The sequence below is a fragment of the Numidum massiliense genome (assembly GCF_001375555.1).
Taxonomy (GTDB): domain Bacteria; phylum Bacillota; class Bacilli; order Thermoactinomycetales; family Novibacillaceae; genus Numidum; species Numidum massiliense.
Map to the genome: position 1 here is coordinate 3,370,214 of NZ_CTDZ01000009.1, position 18,132 is coordinate 3,388,345.

An 18,132-nucleotide genomic window follows, 5' to 3' on the forward strand; every position below is an offset into this window, starting at 1 on the left:
TAGAAAGGCAGATGACTGATGAACGATTACAGTGAACTGAAACAAGATGTGACGACTACAGCTAAACGACTGGCGGAAATAAGGGGGTCTCTTTGACCTCGCTCAAAAGAAGGAACAAATCGCAGCGCTCGAACAAGAGATGAGCGCGCCTGACTTTTGGAACGACCAGCGCGAGGCACAGCGCGTCATTGACGAGAACAACCGCTTGAAACATTTAGTTGAACAGATGGAAGTGTTGGATGAGTTGTACGACGACGTTCAAGTGCTGTGCGAACTGGGCAAAGAAGAGGGCGACGAGTCGTTGTTTGACGATGCCGCCGCACAGTTGCACGACCTTCATGAGAAACTGTCTGCCTTCGAGCTGGAACTGTTGCTCAGCGACCCGTACGACCAGAACAACGCCATCCTCGAATTGCACCCTGGCGCTGGCGGGACGGAGTCGCAGGACTGGGCCGACATTTTGCTGCGCATGTATACGCGCTGGGCGGCCGATCACGACTATCGCGTCGAGACGCTCGACTACCTCCCCGGCGACGAAGCAGGCGTGAAAAGCGTCACCTTGCTCATTAAAGGGCACAACGCGTACGGCTATTTGAAGGCGGAAAAAGGCGTGCACCGCCTCGTGCGCATTTCGCCGTTCGACTCCTCGGGACGACGGCATACGTCGTTCGTCTCGTGCAACGTCATGCCCGAAATTACGGACGACGCCGAGGTGACGATTAATAGCGAAGACTTGAAGATTGACACGTACCGTTCGAGCGGCGCAGGCGGACAACACGTCAATACGACCGACTCCGCCGTGCGCATTACGCACGTGCCGACAGGCATCATCGTCACGTGTCAATCGGAGCGCTCGCAAATAAAAAACCGCGAACAGGCGATGAAAATTTTGCGTGCGCGTCTGTACGAAGTGAAAGAGCGGGAGCGCCAGCAGAAGCTGTCCGAAATACAAGGGGACCAAAGTGAAATCGGCTGGGGCAACCAAATCCGCTCCTACGTGTTCCACCCATACAGTATGGTGAAAGACCATCGTACGAACGTCGAGGTCGGCAACGTGAACGCCGTCGTCGACGGTGAGATCGACGTGTTTATCGACACGTATTTGCGGCAGCATATCGGGAAATAATGGGCCAGTAAACGGCCCGTTTTTTTTATATATATTTTGTGTCGGAGATAAAAAAGTAAACTTTATCTTGACAAAGTACGCGTTTTTTGTAATCCCTTACATACAGAAGGGATGTGAGGAGATGTTCTCTATTAAGAACAAAAGGAAGTTGCTATTGTCTAGAGATATATTATTGGGAGTACATGTTGCCCCCCGATCAAAAAACGATGTGTCCCCTGCAATTTCCTGACTTTGAGGGGGCGACGGGCCACGTAGCCTTTAAATTGGCGTGGTTGAGTGACCCCGGGAAAGAAGATTCTGCGGTTACGGGGATGGAGACGATTCGGTTAACAGTTGAGAGAAAATAACTACCCAAACGTCGAGTGGGCGTGATTACTTGCTATTCGTACGTACGACATTGCTTTCCGTAAGCAGTCGAGCGAGCAAGCGATCACGCTTTTTTTGTGCCCGGGAAACACACGTTTCGTCGTCTCAGTAACCACTGAACAATTAAAGTCGCGGGGCTGTCCAAATTGTGACAACGACACGTTTCGTATGAGTGGGAAAAGAACAGTATAGGGCACTGACGTCACGACTCTATTTTGTGACAATGAAGATACGATAAATCCGCCCTTCGAGCACACAGGTTGGGCGAAGTATTTCAGACCCTTTTTTAAATAGCGTGTGAAAAAGACGTCGCGGACAACTTTGTGTATAATAAGGGGGAGTTTAGCCAACTGATCGCCGGTGAGGGGGTCGCTTAGATCACTTTAAGTTGTCACTTTTTGCTAAGCAGGCGCCCCATCGGTACACGACAACGATTACACTTAAGGGAGAATCGACGTTGATGACTTTTACAGAAAAAGACCAACTTGCGGTAAATACGATTCGCACACTGTCGATCGACGCGGTGGAAAAGGCGAATTCTGGGCACCCGGGCATGCCGATGGGCGCTGCGCCGATGGGCTACGTGTTGTGGACGCGTTTTATGCGCCACAACCCGCACAACCCAAAGTGGCCGAACCGCGACCGCTTCGTGCTGTCGGCCGGACACGGATCGATGCTGTTGTACAGTTTGTTACATTTGAGTGGTTACGACGTCTCACTCGACGATCTCAAACAGTTCCGCCAATGGGGCAGTAAAACGCCGGGCCATCCGGAGTACGGCCACACACCGGGTGTGGAGACGACGACTGGTCCGCTCGGGCAAGGGATCGCCACGGCTGTCGGGATGGCGATGGCGGAACGCTTTCTCGCCGAGACGTACAACCGCGACAAGTTTGATATATTTAACCATTATACGTATACGATCGTCGGCGACGGCGATCTGATGGAAGGGATCGCGGCAGAAGCGGCGTCACTTGCCGGTCACTTGAAGCTCGACCGCCTCATCGCCTTGTACGACTCGAACGACATTTCGCTCGACGGCGATTTGGACAAGTCATTTACAGAAAATGTGGCTAAGCGGTTTGAAGCGTACGGCTGGCACGTGTTACGCGTGGAAGCGGGTAACGACCTCGCGGCGATCGCCCGCGCCATCGAACAGGCGAAGGCGCACAAAGGGCAGCCGACGTTGATCGAAATTAAGACGAATATCGGCTACGGCAGTCCGAACCGACAAAATACGTCGGCCGCCCACGGACAACCGCTCGGTGTGGAAGAAATGGCGCTGACGAAGCAGACGTACAAGTGGGAGCACCCGGAATTTTTTGTGCCGGAAGAGGCGCGCGAGGCATTTCGCGTCGTCCAGGAAACGGGTGAGCGCGCGGAAGGCGAGTGGAACGAGCTCCTGAAGCAGTACGAAGCGGCTTATCCCGAATTAGCCAAACAGCTACAGCAAGCGCTGGCGGGCGAGCTGCCGGACGGCTGGGACGCTGACTTGCCTGTATACGAGGCAGGGAAAAAAGAAGCGACGCGAAACGTGTCCGGGGCTGCACTCAACGCTGTCGCCAAACACTTGCCGACGTTGCTCGGCGGTTCGGCCGACTTGAGTGGTTCGAACAAGACGACGTTGAACGACTTCCCGATGTACAGTCCAGACGACTACGCCGGACGCAACGTCTGGTACGGCGTGCGCGAACACGCGATGGGCGCGGCGCTGAACGGGATCGCCTTACACGGTGGCGTACGCCCGTACGCAGGAACGTTTCTCGTGTTCGCCGATTACTTGCGGCCGTCGATTCGCCTTGCGGCGTTAATGAACCAACCGGTCATTTACGTGTTGACGCACGACAGCATCGGTGTCGGCGAAGACGGGCCGACCCACCAACCGATCGAAGCTATGGCTGCGCTGCGGGCGATTCCGCAACTGACGGTCTTGCGGCCGGGGGATGCCAACGAAACGGTCGAAGCGTGGCGCTACATTTTGGAGCAAAAAGAAGGGCCGTGTGCCCTCGCCTTGAGCCGTCAGAGCCTGCCGGTGTACGCAGAAACGGCGGAAAAAGCCCGCACTGGTTTGCGGCGCGGTGCGTACATTTTGAAAGAAGCCGAGAGCGGCGATCCAGAAGCAATTTTAATCGCAACTGGCTCAGAACTGCAATTGGCGATGGAGGCGCAAAGCCGCTTAGCCGAGGAAGGCACGCACGTGCGCGTCGTCAGCATGCCGAGTTGGGAGCTGTTCGAGGCGCAAGACGAAGCGTATCGCGACAGCGTATTGCCCCCGGCAGTGACGAAGCGAGTGGCTATAGAAGCTGGCTTGACGATGGGATGGGAGCGGTACGTCGGATCCAAAGGCGCGATCGTCGGCATTAACCACTTTGGCGCTTCTGCACCAGGCGAAAAGCTAATGGAGGAATTCGGCTTTACCGTCGACAACGTTATTGCCCATTTGCGGAAGTTGTAAAGTGAAGGGGACCCTACGCCGTGAAAGTGCGTGTTTACTCCGTAGCGATTACTAATCACATTTAACGGACGATTACTTGTTAGCTTTGACGGGACAATAAACGGTCACTCACTCGCCGGTCTGTTTATATACAGGCCGGTTTTTTTTGGCGCAACGAGTATCGGCGCATAAGAAAAATTTGTGTATAGAATGAGTTTCCTCCGCGCAACCTAGCAAAAAAGACGGTTAGGAGGGTGACTCATGCGACGAAAGTGGTTAACGCTCGCGATCTGTTTATGTCTGTCGCTCGCGTTACTCGGCGGGTGCGGTGCGGCGAACAAGCAAAAAGGTGCACCGACCGAGGAAAAGGCTCCGGCGGCGCAAAAAGGTGATTACGATGAAGCAGCAGCGAAGGACGCGTATGAAAAAGGGACGTGCATGAGTTGTCACGGCGGCAACTTAGAAGGGAGCGCCGGTCCGTCGTTACAAACGGTCGGCAAAAACTTGAGTGCTGATGAAATCGTCGACATTATTAATAACGGGCGAGGTGGCATGCCCGCACTCGGCGATAAATTAAACGATGACGAGAAGGAAAATCTCGCAGCGTGGTTAGAGGCGCATAAGTAACGGGAGTGTCTATAACTAACGCGGGAATGTACGGCGTACCGTGTATGAAGAGGATGTGCGCCGCCTTTGCCGCCTTTCGCTGACGGCAACGTTCTGCGCCACGCGCTCGTCTTTGAGTACACGAACGCCTCGGTTTACGTGAACACGGTGAACTGGGGCGTTTTATTTATTTTAAAAACACCTATTGTATTATTATCAATGTCAATGTATAATAATACAAACTCATAGTTGCGATTAACTTTTATAATAATTTGCGAAGGTGGTTGTCTAACGTGCGTGTCGTCATCGTAGGATCTACCGGCTACGGTGGATTGGAACTCATTCGTTTATGTGAAGCACATCCGCAGTTGGAAATTGGGGCACTCGTTTCTACGTCTGTAGCTGGCGAGGCACTCGGTGACGTTTTCCCCCATTTGCGTCCTTTAGAGCTGCCCTTTACGCCGCTTAGCGTCGAAGCAATCGCCACTGCTGGTGAGGTTGTCTTTTTTGCGACTCCGGCTGGCGTTAGCAGTGAATGGGTACCGCAGCTACTCTCGCGGGGACTAATTTGTATCGATTTATCGGGGGATTTTCGCTTGCCGGACGGCGAGGTGTACCGCGAGTGGTACGGGCGAGAAACGGCTACAGACGACGAACTAGCACGCGCTGTTTACGGTTTGAGCGAATGGGAGCGGATCGCCGTGCGCGAGGCGCAGTTAGTAGCTAATCCAGGGTGCTACCCGACGGCGACACTGCTCGCATTGTTGCCGTTGTTGCAGCAGAAGTTCATCGTTCCGGAGACAGTCGTCATCGACGCGAAGTCGGGCGTGTCCGGGGCGGGGCGGACGGCGCAGTTGCCGCTGTTATTTACGGAAGTTAACGACAACTTGCGTCCGTACAAAGTGGATCGACACCAACACATTCCGGAAATTGAACATACGTGTCAGCGGGTGACGGGCGAGAGTCTTAACGTCTCCTTTACCCCGCACCTCATTCCGATGAGCCGCGGCATTTGCTGTACGGTGTATGCCTCGCTCGTTAGCGGAACGACGCCTAGCGACATTCGCGACGTTTACAGAGATCGTTACGGTACGGAACCTTTTGTACGCCTTCGTCCACAAGGGGAGTGGCCGCAAACGAAAGATGTGACTGGAAGTAACTACTGTGACATTGCGTTCCAAGTCGATCAGCGCACGGGGCGCGTCATTATCTTTTCCGTTATCGACAACTTGATCAAAGGGGCCGCTGGGCAGGCGGTGCAAAACTTGAACATACGGATGGGTTGGCCCGAAACGATGGGATTGAGCAGCTCGCCGCTTTATGTGTGACCGATGCGGTGGCGACGACCGAGTGATTCAGACGATATGGAGCAAGAAGATGTCGGATGAAAAAATTTAACCTTGCGGAGAGGGAGAGAGAGTCGGATGAACAGTCACGTACTAACTGCAACAACGCGGGAACAGGGCGACGGGTTTAAAATTGCTGCAGAACCGAGGATTACAGCGCCGCGTGGGTTCACGGCGGGAGGGATCAACTGTGGCATTCGGCGCTCGCGGCTCGATTTAGGGATCGTCGCTTGCACGGTCCCAGCGACAGCGGCGGCAGTATACACGACGAACGCGTTTCAAGCGGCCCCGCTCAAAGTGACACAAGCGAGTTTAGCGATTGAGGGCAAGTTACAGGCGCTCGTCGTCAACAGTGGCGTCGCGAATGCGTGCACGGGAGAGAAGGGAGAGCAAGATGCCCGCGCGATTCAAAATGAAGCGGCTGAGCTGCTCGGCATCCCCCCTCACTACGTCGGCGTCGGTTCGACGGGGGTGATCGGCGAACGGCTACCGGTAGCGAAAATGGTGAACGGATTGCGTACACTCGCGCCGCGGTTGGCACCGGAGGGCGCGGAACAGTTTTGCGAGGCGATTTTAACGACCGATACGGTGACAAAAAAAGTGCAGGTGACGGTGACGGTCGACGGCTGCGAGGTGCACATTGCCGGGGCGGCAAAAGGATCGGGCATGATTAAGCCAAACATGGCGACGATGCTTAGTTTTATTACGACGGATGCAGTGATCCCCCAGTCCGAGTTAGAGCAGTTGCTGCGGAAGACGACGGACGACACGTATAACATGATTACGGTCGACGGCGACACGAGCACGAACGATACGGTAACAGTGCTGGCGAGTGGATTGGCCGAGCACCGTTCGTTGCACGAAGGACACCCGGATTGGCTAGCGTTCGCTGCTGCCTTTCACTACGTAAACGAACAGTTGGCACAGGCGATCGCCCGGGACGGCGAAGGGGCGACGAAGTTGGTCGAAGTGAATGTGTGCGGCGCGCATACGGTGGCCGATGCGCGGCGAGTGGCGAAAACAATCGTCGGTTCGAGCTTAGTGAAGACAGCGGTGTTTGGCGCTGACGTCAATTGGGGGCGGGTTATTTGCGCGATCGGTTACGCGGGGGCGTCTTTTGATGCTACTCAAGTAGACATCGCCATTGGCGGGGTGCCGGTCGTGCAGCACAGCGTCGCGGTCGACACCTTGGAAGCAGACGTACGGGCCGCCATGCAAAGGGAAAAAGTTGTGATCGATGTCGACTTACACTCAGGGGATGTGGGAGCGACCGCGTGGGGATGTGACCTTACGTACGATTACGTGCGCATTAACGCGAGTTATCGCACGTGAATAAAGGCGCGCTGATTTTACGGTTACTGGGAAAGGTTAGTGGCGCCGCGGCAGTGGTGCTGCGGCACATTTTTATACACGTATTCAAAAGGAGTGGGGAGTGGGGATGAAGAACGAAACAGTCGTCATTAAGTTAGGGGGGAGCTTGCTGGGAGAGCTGCCAGACGCTTTTTTTCAGCAGTGTGCAGCATTGAAGCGCGCGGGTGTGCAGCTTGTCGTCGTGCACGGCGGTGGGCCAAAAATTAATGCGTACATGGAGCGATTGGCGCTCCCGGCGACGTTCTCGGGGGGGCTGCGCGTGACCGACGCGCCGACACTCGAGCTCGTCGAGATGGTGCTTGCGGGGACGCTGAATAAACAGATCGTCTCCCGGTTGGAAGGAGCTGGGGCGGCGGCGCTTGGCATTTCCGGTGTCGACCGTGGCTTGCTACGCGTACAGCCTTATGATAAGGCGCTCGGTTACGTCGGACGAGTCGACCGCGTCCGCGTAGACGTGCTCCGCAAACTGTCTTCCAGTGGGTGGATTCCAGTTGTCGCTTCGCTCGGCGTCGATGCGCAGGGACAGCATTACAATGTGAACGCCGATAGTGCCGCGGGAGCAATCGCGACCGCGCTCGCGGCAAATAAACTCGTCTTCGCCACCGACGTTCCGGGCATTTTAGCCCGCGATGGGCAGACGCTGAAGCAAGTGACGCCCCAGCAGCTAGAGCAACTGATCGAGGTGGGGACGATTGCTGACGGGATGATCCCGAAAGCGCAGGCCGTGTTGACGAGTGTCGCCGGCAATGTCGCCGCTGTCTGTATCGGTGACGGCAAGCATCCTGACATGTTACAGGCGTTGTACACTGGCGGCGGAGAGGCGTTTCCAGGGACGCGTGTCGTAGTGGAAGGAAGTGAGACAAATGGCGTTAATGGCGACGTATACGCGCTGGCCGATTACACTCGTTAAAGGAGAGGGCGCCTATGTGTGGGATGACGCTGGGAGGCAATATTTAGATTTTACAGCGGGAATCGGGGTCGTAAACGTCGGGCACTGCCACCCGCACGTCGTGCAGGCGCTCGAGAAGCAGGCACACCAATTGTGGCATGTGAGCAACTTGTTTACCGTTCCGGCGCAAGAAGAGTTAGCCGCGCGGCTGACAGCTGATAGTCACTTGGACGCTGCCTTTTTTTGCAACAGTGGTGCCGAGGCTAACGAAGCGGCGATTAAGTTGGCACGCAAAGTGGCCAGTGAACGGAAAGGGATCGAGGCGCCGGAAATTGTGACCTTTACGCATTCGTTTCACGGGCGCACGTTGGCGACGTTGACCGCGACAGGTCAAGAAAAGGTGAAACAAGGGTTTGCGCCGCTGCCATCCGGGTTTGAGACGGTACTGTGGGGCGATGCGGCGGCGTTGGCCGAGGCGCTTAAGCCGCACACGGCGGCAGTGATGCTCGAAGTCGTGCAAGGTGAGGGCGGGTTACGTCCGGCGGACTCCGCGTGGTTACACCAGGTTGCCGAGCTCTGCCGCGCCCGCGATGTGTTACTCATCGTCGACGAAGTCCAAACGGGAATGGGGCGCACGGGGACACTGTTTGCCCACGAGATGTACGACTTCGCGCCCGATATCGTCACGTTGGCCAAAGGGTTAGGGAATGGTTTTCCGATCGGTTGTACACTGGCGACGAAGGAAGTCGCACAACATTTTGGGCCGGGAAGCCACGGATCGACATTTGGTGGCAACCCGCTGGCGATGGCCAGTGCGCACGCCGTACTCGATGTGTTGACGGCGGAAGGCTTTTTGACCGAAGTAAAGCAAAAAGGGGAATGGCTTAAAGCTGCACTTGCGGAACAGCTGCACAGTCACCCGCTAGTCGCTGATGTGCGCGGGCACGGGCTAATGCTCGGCATTGCCTTGCGTGAACCGCGCGCGGCGGAACTCATTGCGGCATTGCAGGGACAAGGCATGCTCGTCTTACCGGCAGGTGCAGACGTCGTGCGCTTGTTACCGCCACTCGTTGTAACGGAAGAGCAGTTAAAAGAAGCGGTCGATTTACTCAAGGCTGCTTTTGCCGACGCAGTAGCTTCCGCGGATCCGACAGCAGCTTCCGATTCCGCTACACTTACGAAACACGAGAGTCCGTCAACCGTTTCGGTACCTTCTAATTCCGCTACACCTGCGGGATCTGCTGTCTCTCAGTCGGGGGTGCCGTCGCAATGAAGGCATACTTCACCTTGCAGTCAGGGGAATCGTTTAGCGGAAAATGGCTCTGCTCTCCCAGCGGGGCTCAAGGGGGTGTGGTACAAGGAGAGGTCGTCTGTTACATCGGTGCGGGCGGCTACGAGCACGTGTTGACGAACCCTTTGTACCGCGGGCAGATCGTCGTTTTTACGTATCCGTTAGTCGGCAATTACGGCTTTCCGCTTCCCAAAAGGGAACGGGACCGCGTGACTGTCGCCGGTGTCGTCGTGAGCGACTACTGCACATTTCCGAGCGCGCCTGATGGGACGGCGACGTTAGCCGACGTGTTAGCAGCGGACGGCGTTCCCGCCTTGTACGGGGTCGACACACGCGCCGTCGCAGCGTCCCTTCGCGGGCAGGCGTCTGTGTACGGTGCGTTCGGCCTTGCGAGTGGTGCGGAGTCGGTCGCGCGCATGGCGACAGCGGGGTCTGCGCGTACGGATGTGCACGCGCTGCAGCACGCTGACGTAGGAAAGGCAGTAACGTATGCCGGAGCGGCGGACGCCGCCCACCTCGTCGTGCTCGACTTCGGTTGTGTGCAACCGCTCGTCACTCGTTTGCGGGCAGCGGGATACCGCCTGACGATCGTGCCGTACCACTGGTCGGCACCGCGCATTTTAGCAGTGAAAGCAGACGGGATCGTGTTGTCCGACGGACCAGGCGATCCGCGCAATGTGTGGGCGAGGGCTGCGTCGCTGCCATCCCTCGCTACCAAGCTGCCGATGTTCGGTTTTGGGCTCGGTTACCACGTCGCCGCCTTGGCGCTCGGCGCTACGACGACACGCTACCCGTCTCCGTTCCGCGGCATGCGCCAGCCAGTCGTGCACATTGCTAGCGGACGCGTGCACCACGTGGTGCACCATAGTCGTTACATCGTCGCGAAGCAATCGCTCGCCGCGGCACATTGGAAAGTAACGCAAGTAAGTACAGACGGGCAGATCGTATTTGCGTGCGAGCACCGCGACTACCCGTTGTACGGTGTGCAGTGTCAACCGCACGCCAGCGAACCACACGTTCCGTTGTCGCAGCAGTTACAATACGGGAAACTGTCGCCCGAATCGCGTCAAGCTGGCGATGCATGGCACGCGGTCGAACTGTGGCCCCCGTACTGTGAGCAGATGTGGCACAGCTTTGCCGAGCGAGTCAATGTTGTGCGAAAGGAGAGCGTCTATGCCTAAGCGAACGATGTTGCAAAAAGTACTCGTCATCGGTTCCGGCCCGATTACGATCGGGCAGGCGGCTGAATTTGACTACGCCGGGACACAGGCGTGTCTCGCCCTGAAAGAAGAAGGGGTACACGTCGTCCTCGTCAACAACAACCCGGCGACGATCATGACCGACGAGGGAGTGGCAGACACGCTGTACTTGGAGCCGCTCACGGTAGAATCCGTCACGGCGATTATCGCGCGGGAACGTCCAGACGGCCTAATCGCCTCAACTGGCGGCCAGACCGGATTGAACTTAGCGCTTGGGTTGGCAAAGTCGGGGGTACTCGACCAATACGAGGTAGAACTGTTGGGCACGCCGCTCGCCTCGATTGAAAAAAGCGAGAACCGGGAGCAATTCAAACGCGAAATGCTGCGCATTGGGGAACCGGTTCCCGAGAGCACGGCGGCGCGAAACGTCGGTGACGCAGAGCGTTTTGCTGCAGAAATTGGCTTTCCGCTCATCGTCCGCCCGGCGTTTACACTCGGCGGTGCGGGCGGCGGAACAGCGGCAAATCGCGAGGAACTGCAGCAACTCGTGCGGCGCGGTATACAAATGAGTCCGATTCAGCAAGTACTCGTCGAGCAAAGCATCAAAGGTTGGAAAGAAATCGAGTACGAAGTGATTCGCGACGCAAACGACACGTGTATCGTCGTCTGCACGATGGAAAATGTCGATCCGGTCGGCATTCACACCGGCGACAGTATCGTCGTCGCCCCGGTGCAAACTATGTCTTACGCACAAGAACAAATGCTACGTCACGCCGCGGTAAAAGTCATTCGCACACTCGGAGTGGTCGGCGGGTGCAACATTCAATTCGGGTTTAACCCCGCGACCAGCCAGTACGCGATCATCGAAGTAAATCCGCGCGTGAGTCGTTCCAGTGCGCTTGCCTCCAAGGCGACCGGTTATCCGATTGCGCGTGTAGCTGCCAAATTGGCACTCGGTTACCGATTAGACGAAGTCGTCAATCCGCTCACAGGTGCGACGGACGGGAGTACAGAACCGGTGCTCGACTACGTCGTCGTGAAGTTGCCGCGCTGGCCGTTCGACAAGTTTCCCCAAGGTGACCGCCAGTTAGGGACGCAAATGAAAGCGACGGGAGAAGTGATGGCGCTCGACCGCAATTTTGAAGGAGCGCTCATGAAGGCGATCCGCTCTCTCGATACGGGACGGTACGGCTTGTTAGAGGCGGGAACGGATTCCTTGTCTGACGCCGCGTTACGCCGACGGTTGGCGCAAGCGGACGACGAACGGTTGTTTTTACTCGGCGAGGCGTTTGCCCGCGGCTGGTCGCTCGACGATGTGCACGATCTAACGTTGATCGATCCGTTTTTTTTATTTAAAGTAGAGCGGCTCGTCAGGTTGGAGCGACAACTGGCGGCGACACCTTGGAAAGAATTGCCGCAAGAGTTGCTCCACGAGGCGAAGCGGTATGCGTTTTGCGACACGCACCTTGCCACACTGTGTGGAGTCCCGGTAGACACTGTCCGTGCCCGTTGGCAACAGTGGGGGTGGCAGCCCGCGTTCAAAAGTGTCGACAGCTGTGCTGCCCAGTATGCGGCGCAGTCGCCGTATTTTTATGCGACCTGGGACGGCGTGGACGAAGTGGTCGTCACAGGTACAACAAAGGCAATAGAGGCTGCTCCTGCAGCAAACGGAGGTGACGCAACAGGCGCTAAAGACGAAGACGCTGCAAACGCAGCAGACGTGGCGTTTGTGGAAAGTGCAGCAGCAGTAGGCGCGGAATCGAAGCGGCAAAAAAAAGTACTCGTCGTCGGCTCGGGGCCGATTCGCATCGGGCAAGGGATTGAGTTTGACTACTGCTCCGTGCACGGGGTAAAAGCGCTGCAGCAGCTCGGCGTCAGAGCCGTCGTCGTCAACAACAATCCGGAGACGGTCAGTACAGACTATGTAACTGCCGATCGCCTCTATTTTGAACCGCTCACGATTGACGACGTGCTCGCCGTCGCCGAGAAGGAACGCGTCGACAGCGTGATCGTCCAGTACGGTGGACAGACGGCGATTCAATTGACGACTGCGTTAGAGGCGAACGGGCTGACTGTACTTGGAACGAGTGCGGAGACGATCGCGCGAGTCGAAGACCGGGAACAGTTTTACACGATGCTGAGACAGCTGGCGATCCCACACATCGTCGGGGAAACGGCGGCGTGCGCAGCCGACGTCCTGCCGATCGCCGCGGAACTCGGCTATCCTTTACTCGTGCGACCGTCGTACGTCATCGGCGGGCAAGGGATGCAAATTGTGCACAGCGAGGGGCAACTGCGCCACTTGTTACAGCGAGAGTCGTATCAGCCTTCTGCATACCCCCTATTGTGTGACCGCTACGTCGAAGGCGAGGAAATCGAAATCGACGTCGTCACCGACGGGTGTGACGTAGCGATCCCGCTCTTCATTCGCCAAGTAGAGAAAGCGGGCGTCCACTCCGGCGACAGCATTGCCTTTTTCGGTGCGGAAGGCATCGCGGAAAGCGTCCAGCGCGACATCGTCACATACACTGAGAATATCGCCCGGGCGTTACAGCACAAAGGCGTGCTCAACATTCAATTCGTCGTCGACGGGGACACCGTGTACGTGTTAGAAGTGAACGCGCGGGCGTCGCGCACCGTACCGCTCGTCAGCAAAGTGACAGGGTACCCGATCCTGCTGTGGGCGACGCGCGTGCAGCTGGGCGAGAAACTGGCTGACTTTGCCCCGTGCGGACTACTTAAGGAACCGCGCGGGTTCGCAGTAAAAGCACCGGTGTTTTCCGCGGAAAAACTGCGCGGAATCGATGCCGCCCCGAGCCCGAATATGCGCTCGACCGGAGAAGTGATCGGTCTCGGAGCGACTCCAGAAGAAGCGTTTGGCAAGGCCGTGCCAGAAGTACGCGCTCTGTGGGACGGCGACGGTGCAACAGGTGTACTGTTCAGCGTGTGCGACAGTAAAAAGGCGGCACTCGTCCCGTTTGCGCAACAATTGCACGATCGCGGAGTCCCGTTGTTTGCGACGGCGGGTACTGCGACGGCGCTACGGGCGCACGGGCTGAAGGTGACCGCTTGTTCGCTCGAGGAAGCACTCGGGCACATTGCCGCCGCGCGCATCCGTGCGGTCGTCAACGTGCCGACGCAGGGCGGCGAGGCGGATCGCGCCGGACGCAGGGCGGCGAGGCGGATCGCGCCGGCTTCCGCCTGCGTGAGCAATGCTTGTTGCACGGGGTGCCACTCTTTTATTCACTTGAAACGCTCGCCTGGTCTCTCCGCGTGCCACAAGAGCAGACGGCGCCTCGCGTTTCTTCGTTGGCACAATTTCGCGCCAACGCATGAGTCGTGTGCCAACGCATGAGTCGGCAGGTTACAACCATTTTCACTAGTAGAACGGTATCTCTCCATTTAGAAAGGAGCGTTTTTATGTCGGACAGTGAGCAAAGCGTAACTAAAACTACCGCACAGTCGTTAAAGGGTCGTCACTTTTTGACACTGCTAGATTACAGTACCGCACAATTACAGGGGCTCGTCTCGTTAGCGGCGCAACTCAAACAGCAGCATAAAGAAGGAGTCCCGTACCGGCCGCTAGCAGGCAAAACGTTGGCGATGATTTTCGCCAAAGCGTCAACGCGGACGCGGGTCTCGTTTGAGACAGGGATGTATCAACTCGGCGGGCACGCCCTCTTTTTAGGGCAAGACGATATTCAATTAGGGCGGGGGGAGACCGTTGCCGACACGGCGCGGGTCCTCTCGCGCTACGTCGATGGCATCATGGTTCGCACTTTTTCCCATAGCGACGTCGTCGAACTCGCCCGCTGCGCCAGCGTGCCGGTCATTAACGCGTTGACGGATCGCTTTCATCCTTGTCAAGCGCTCGCCGATATGATGACCTTAATGGAACAGTTCGGCGACGTTAAAGGACGAAAACTGGCGTACATCGGCGACGGCAACAACATGGCCCACTCGCTGTTAGCCGGAGCCGTAAAGTTCGGGATGCACGTTGCCGTCGCTGCGCCACCCGGCTACGAGCCACTCGCTGACATTGTCGCCGAGTGCCGGTCAATAGGAAAAGAGACGGGCGGCACCGTGACGATTACGAACGAACCACAAGTGGCAGTAGCAGGTGCCGACGCCGTCTATACGGATGTGTGGGCAAGTATGGGGCAAGAAGCGGAGACTGCGGAGCGACTGCAAGCGTTCCAGCAGTTTCAAGTCGGTGAGTCGCTTTTGGCGCAAGCGACGGAGCATGCCGTCTTTATGCACTGCTTACCGGCTCACCGCGGCGAAGAAGTGACAGCTGGCGTCATCGATGGCGCGCGTTCGGTCATCTTCGAGCAAGCGGAAAACCGCCTACACGCACAAAAGGCGATTTTAGCGAGTTTATTGTGACCTCTTTTTATCACTTTTTATTATTAGGAAGGCAGGTTGGGCGTTCACTAGTAAGGAGGCGGTTGCTACCCCTTTTTCTCTTCGCGGGCGAGGACGAATACGAGTACGGAGGCGATGAAGGCGATCGCCGCACTAATCATATACAATAGACGCGACATATAAAACAGTTCGGTCTCTTCGGGAAAGTTTGGTCGAGTTAGTTTTTGCCTCCAGTTTGGCGGGTGTCGCCTACGCACAGGTTGTGGCATCAGATCATCCCTCACTTTCTGTCCTACATGTATATTCAACAATAATAAAAGTTGATAATGCTTAGTGGCGACAGCGCAATCGGCACTCACTATCTCATGAATAAGCGGCAACCGAAAGTAGAAAAAAAACTAGCTTTTTGCGCGGAACTGTGTATAATTATTCTTAAGGATGAATGATTATTTAGGGGGACGATGTTTACATGGCTAAACAAAAAGTGGTGCTAGCCTATTCGGGCGGCTTAGATACGTCAGTGGCGATCAAGTGGTTGCAAGATAAATACGGATACGATGTCATCGCCGTCGCGCTCGATGTCGGGGAAGGGAAGGACTTAAACTTTGTACGGGAAAAAGCGTTACAAGTAGGCGCGATTAAATCACTCGTCATCGACGCGAAAGAGATGTTTGCCGAGGAATTTCTAAAACCGGCGTTGAAGACGAATGCGATGTATGAAGGGAAGTACCCACTCGTGTCGGCGCTGTCGCGGCCGCTCATCGCCAAAGTGTTAGTACAAGTCGCGGAAGCGGAAGGGGCCGAGGCGATTGCGCACGGGTGTACGGGAAAGGGGAACGATCAGGTGCGGTTCGACGTCGCCGCAGCGGCGCTAAACCCGGATCTACAAGTGATCGCTCCGGTGCGGGAGTGGGCGATGTCGCGCGAGGAAGAAATTGCCTATGCGAAAAACCACAATATTCCCGTGCCAGTCGATGTCGACAAGCCGTACAGTGTCGACCAAAACTTGTGGGGTCGCAGTAACGAGTGCGGCATTTTAGAAAATCCGTGGGCGGAGCCGCCGGAAGATGCCTACGAGTGGACAGCACCTTTAAACGAGACGCCCGATGAGCCGGCTGAAATTGAATTGACGTTTGAAAAAGGGGTTCCCGTCGCACTCGACGGTAAAAAAATGACGCTCGCAGCGCTCATTTCCAAACTGAATCAACTGGCAGGTAAGCACGGCGTCGGACGGATCGACCACGTCGAAAACCGTCTCGTCGGCATTAAGTCGCGCGAAGTGTACGAATGTCCGGCAGCGGTGACGTTAATGACGGCGCACAAAGAGCTAGAGTTTTTGACCCAGACGCGGGACATTTGCCAGTTTAAACCACTCGTCGAACAAAAATGGGCCCAGCTCATTTACGAAGGGCTATACTTCTCCCCGCTCAAAGACGCCCTCGACGCCTTCGTCGACGAGACACAGCAGTATGTCAGCGGTAAAGTACGCGTCAAGTTGTTTAAAGGCCACTGCACGGTGACAGGACGCACCTCGCCACAGTCGCTGTACAACGAAGAGCTAGCGACATATACGGCTAACGATACGTTTGACCACTCGGCAGCCGTCGGTTTTATCGAGCTGTGGGGTTTGCCGACGAAGGTGCACGCCCAAGTGACCAAAAAGCACGCTCAAGGGAGTTTCGTCGTCAAGGGCGAACAAGTCGAGCAGTTGTAGGGGGGATCGACAGTGACAAAAATGTGGGGTGGGCGCTTCACCCAACCGACGAATAAATTGGTAGAGGCCTACACGGCCTCTCTTGCGTTTGACCGCCGTTTGGCAGAAGAAGACATCCGTGGGAGCCTAGCGCACGTGCACATGCTCGGTAAAATCGGCGTATTAACGCAAGACGAAGTGACGACGATTAGCGACGGACTACAGAACGTGCAACAAAAAATCGCCGCCGGCGACGTAACGTACGATGTGGCCGACGAAGATATTCATATGAGTGTGGAAAAGTGGTTGACGGAGGCGATCGGCCCGCTCGGCGGCAAACTGCACACCGGGAGAAGCCGCAACGACCAAGTCGCCCTCGATTTGCACTTGTACGTGCGCCGCGCGACGGTTGACGTCGTGCGCCTCACCGCCGCCCTGCAAGAGGCGCTGCTCGCACAGGCAGAGGCGCACGTCGATACGGTTTTGCCCGGCTACACCCATTTACAGCGGGCACAGCCGATCCGCTTCGCACACCACTTACTGGCGTACGTGGCCATGTTTGGGCGCGACATTGCGCGACTGATCGACAGTTACGCGCGTGTCGACGTCTGTCCGCTCGGTGCGGGCGCGCTTGCCGGCGCTTCGTTCCCGCTCGATCGCCACATGGTTGCAGAGGAGCTCGCTTTTGCCGACCTGTACGACAACAGCATTGACGCTGTGAGTGACCGCGACTTCGTCGTCGAGTTTTTAAGTGGGTGTGCGCTGCTCATGACGCACTTGTCGCGCTTGTGTGAGGAACTCGTGCTCTGGTCGAGCCAAGAATTCGCCTTTATCGAATTAGACGACGCCTTTTGTACCGGTTCGAGTATTATGCCGCAGAAGAAAAATCCGGACGTCGCCGAACTCGTGCGCGGCAAGACCGGCCGGGTGTACGGAAACCTCGTCGCGCTTCTGACTGTACTCAAAGGGCTGCCGCTCGCTTACAACAAAGACATGCAAGAAGATAAAGAAGGATTGTTTGACACGGTCGACACTGTCGTCGGCGCGCTTAAGCTTATGGCTCCGATGATGGCGACGATGCGCGTCAACGGCGCTAACATGCGGCAAGCGGTGGAACAGGACTTTTCTAATGCGACTGACTTAGCCGACTATCTCGTGCGCAAAAACATTCCGTTTCGCCAGGCGCACGAAATTGTCGGGAAAACGGTGTTGTACTGCATCGCGCAGCAGAAATTTTTACTCGACCTCAGCCTAGACGAGTTTCGACAGTTTGCGCCAAAAATCGGCAACGACGTCTACGAGGCATTGGCGATCGAGCGAGTCGTCGATGCACGCGACGTGTACGGCGGGCCTGCGCGAGAACAGGTGGAAATTGTGATAGAAAAAAGAAAAAGCGCATTAAGTGAAACTGAACAGTGGTTGAAGCACGTTAACCTATAAGGATAG

13 protein-coding genes are annotated in these 18,132 nt (G+C 56.4%); 12 read left to right on the forward strand and 1 reads right to left on the reverse strand.

The window, feature by feature from the left end:
* The first annotated feature begins 18 nt into the window (after window positions 1-18).
* The 10 genes from prfB to argF all read left to right on the forward strand — a co-directional run bounded on the left by prfB (window position 19) and on the right by argF (window position 15,014).
* Window positions 19-1,126 (forward strand): peptide chain release factor 2 gene (gene prfB / locus BN1247_RS15860; RefSeq protein ID WP_147675265.1). Its coding sequence is split into 2 segments (ribosomal slippage): window positions 19-93 and window positions 95-1,126, totalling 1,107 coding nucleotides; the frame shifts between segments, so codons are not numbered across the junction.
* Between the two features lie 826 nt (window positions 1,127-1,952).
* Window positions 1,953-3,947 carry a transketolase gene (tkt, locus tag BN1247_RS15865; protein ID WP_054951240.1) on the forward strand — a complete coding sequence of 665 codons (1,995 nt, stop codon included), beginning with the start codon at window positions 1,953-1,955 and terminating at the stop codon, window positions 3,945-3,947.
* 240 nt (window positions 3,948-4,187) lie between these two features.
* Complete coding sequence (locus BN1247_RS15870; RefSeq protein WP_054951241.1) at window positions 4,188-4,553, forward strand: c-type cytochrome; 366 nt, start codon at window positions 4,188-4,190, stop codon at window positions 4,551-4,553.
* Window positions 4,554-4,825: 272 nt separating this feature from the next.
* Window positions 4,826-5,860, forward strand: a complete 1,035-nt coding sequence (argC, locus tag BN1247_RS15875) for an N-acetyl-gamma-glutamyl-phosphate reductase (RefSeq protein WP_054951242.1) — start codon at window positions 4,826-4,828, stop codon at window positions 5,858-5,860.
* 96 nt (window positions 5,861-5,956) lie between these two features.
* Window positions 5,957-7,210, forward strand: a complete 1,254-nt coding sequence (argJ, locus tag BN1247_RS15880) for a bifunctional glutamate N-acetyltransferase/amino-acid acetyltransferase ArgJ (RefSeq protein WP_082415970.1) — start codon at window positions 5,957-5,959, stop codon at window positions 7,208-7,210.
* Between the two features lie 106 nt (window positions 7,211-7,316).
* The gene (gene argB / locus BN1247_RS15885) at window positions 7,317-8,159 is read left to right on the forward strand and encodes an acetylglutamate kinase (protein ID WP_054951243.1); all 843 of its coding nucleotides are present in this window, start codon (window positions 7,317-7,319) and stop codon (window positions 8,157-8,159) included.
* Entirely contained in the window at window positions 8,113-9,411 is a 1,299-nt protein-coding gene (locus tag BN1247_RS15890) for an acetylornithine transaminase (protein ID WP_074011201.1), read from the forward strand. The genes argB and BN1247_RS15890 overlap by 47 nt, the downstream gene beginning before the upstream one ends.
* Window positions 9,408-10,610, forward strand: coding sequence for a carbamoyl phosphate synthase small subunit (locus BN1247_RS15895; protein ID WP_074011203.1), 1,203 nt, complete (start codon window positions 9,408-9,410; stop codon window positions 10,608-10,610). The genes BN1247_RS15890 and BN1247_RS15895 overlap by 4 nt, the downstream gene beginning before the upstream one ends.
* Window positions 10,603-13,983 carry a carbamoyl phosphate synthase large subunit gene (locus tag BN1247_RS15900; protein ID WP_054951245.1) on the forward strand — a complete coding sequence of 1,127 codons (3,381 nt, stop codon included), beginning with the start codon at window positions 10,603-10,605 and terminating at the stop codon, window positions 13,981-13,983. The genes BN1247_RS15895 and BN1247_RS15900 overlap by 8 nt, the downstream gene beginning before the upstream one ends.
* A 65-nt stretch (window positions 13,984-14,048) precedes the next feature.
* A complete protein-coding gene (argF, locus tag BN1247_RS15905; RefSeq protein ID WP_054951246.1) occupies window positions 14,049-15,014 on the forward strand; it encodes an ornithine carbamoyltransferase in 966 nt (321 codons plus the stop codon).
* Between the two features lie 65 nt (window positions 15,015-15,079).
* Here argF and BN1247_RS17845 read toward each other — a convergent pair whose 3' ends face one another.
* Window positions 15,080-15,262: a hypothetical protein gene (locus BN1247_RS17845; protein ID WP_147675266.1), complete on the reverse strand. Its 183-nt coding sequence runs from the start codon at window positions 15,260-15,262 to the stop codon at window positions 15,080-15,082.
* Between the two features lie 200 nt (window positions 15,263-15,462).
* Between BN1247_RS17845 and BN1247_RS15910 the strand changes: the two genes are divergently transcribed.
* Together BN1247_RS15910 and argH are read left to right on the forward strand one after the other, a co-directional pair.
* On the forward strand, window positions 15,463-16,707 hold the full coding sequence (locus tag BN1247_RS15910) for an argininosuccinate synthase (protein ID WP_054951247.1): 1,245 nt from the start codon (window positions 15,463-15,465) through the stop codon (window positions 16,705-16,707).
* A 21-nt stretch (window positions 16,708-16,728) separates the two neighbouring features.
* Window positions 16,729-18,126, forward strand: a complete 1,398-nt coding sequence (gene argH / locus BN1247_RS15915; protein ID WP_074011350.1) for an argininosuccinate lyase — start codon at window positions 16,729-16,731, stop codon at window positions 18,124-18,126.
* Window positions 18,127-18,132: the final 6 nt, after the last annotated feature.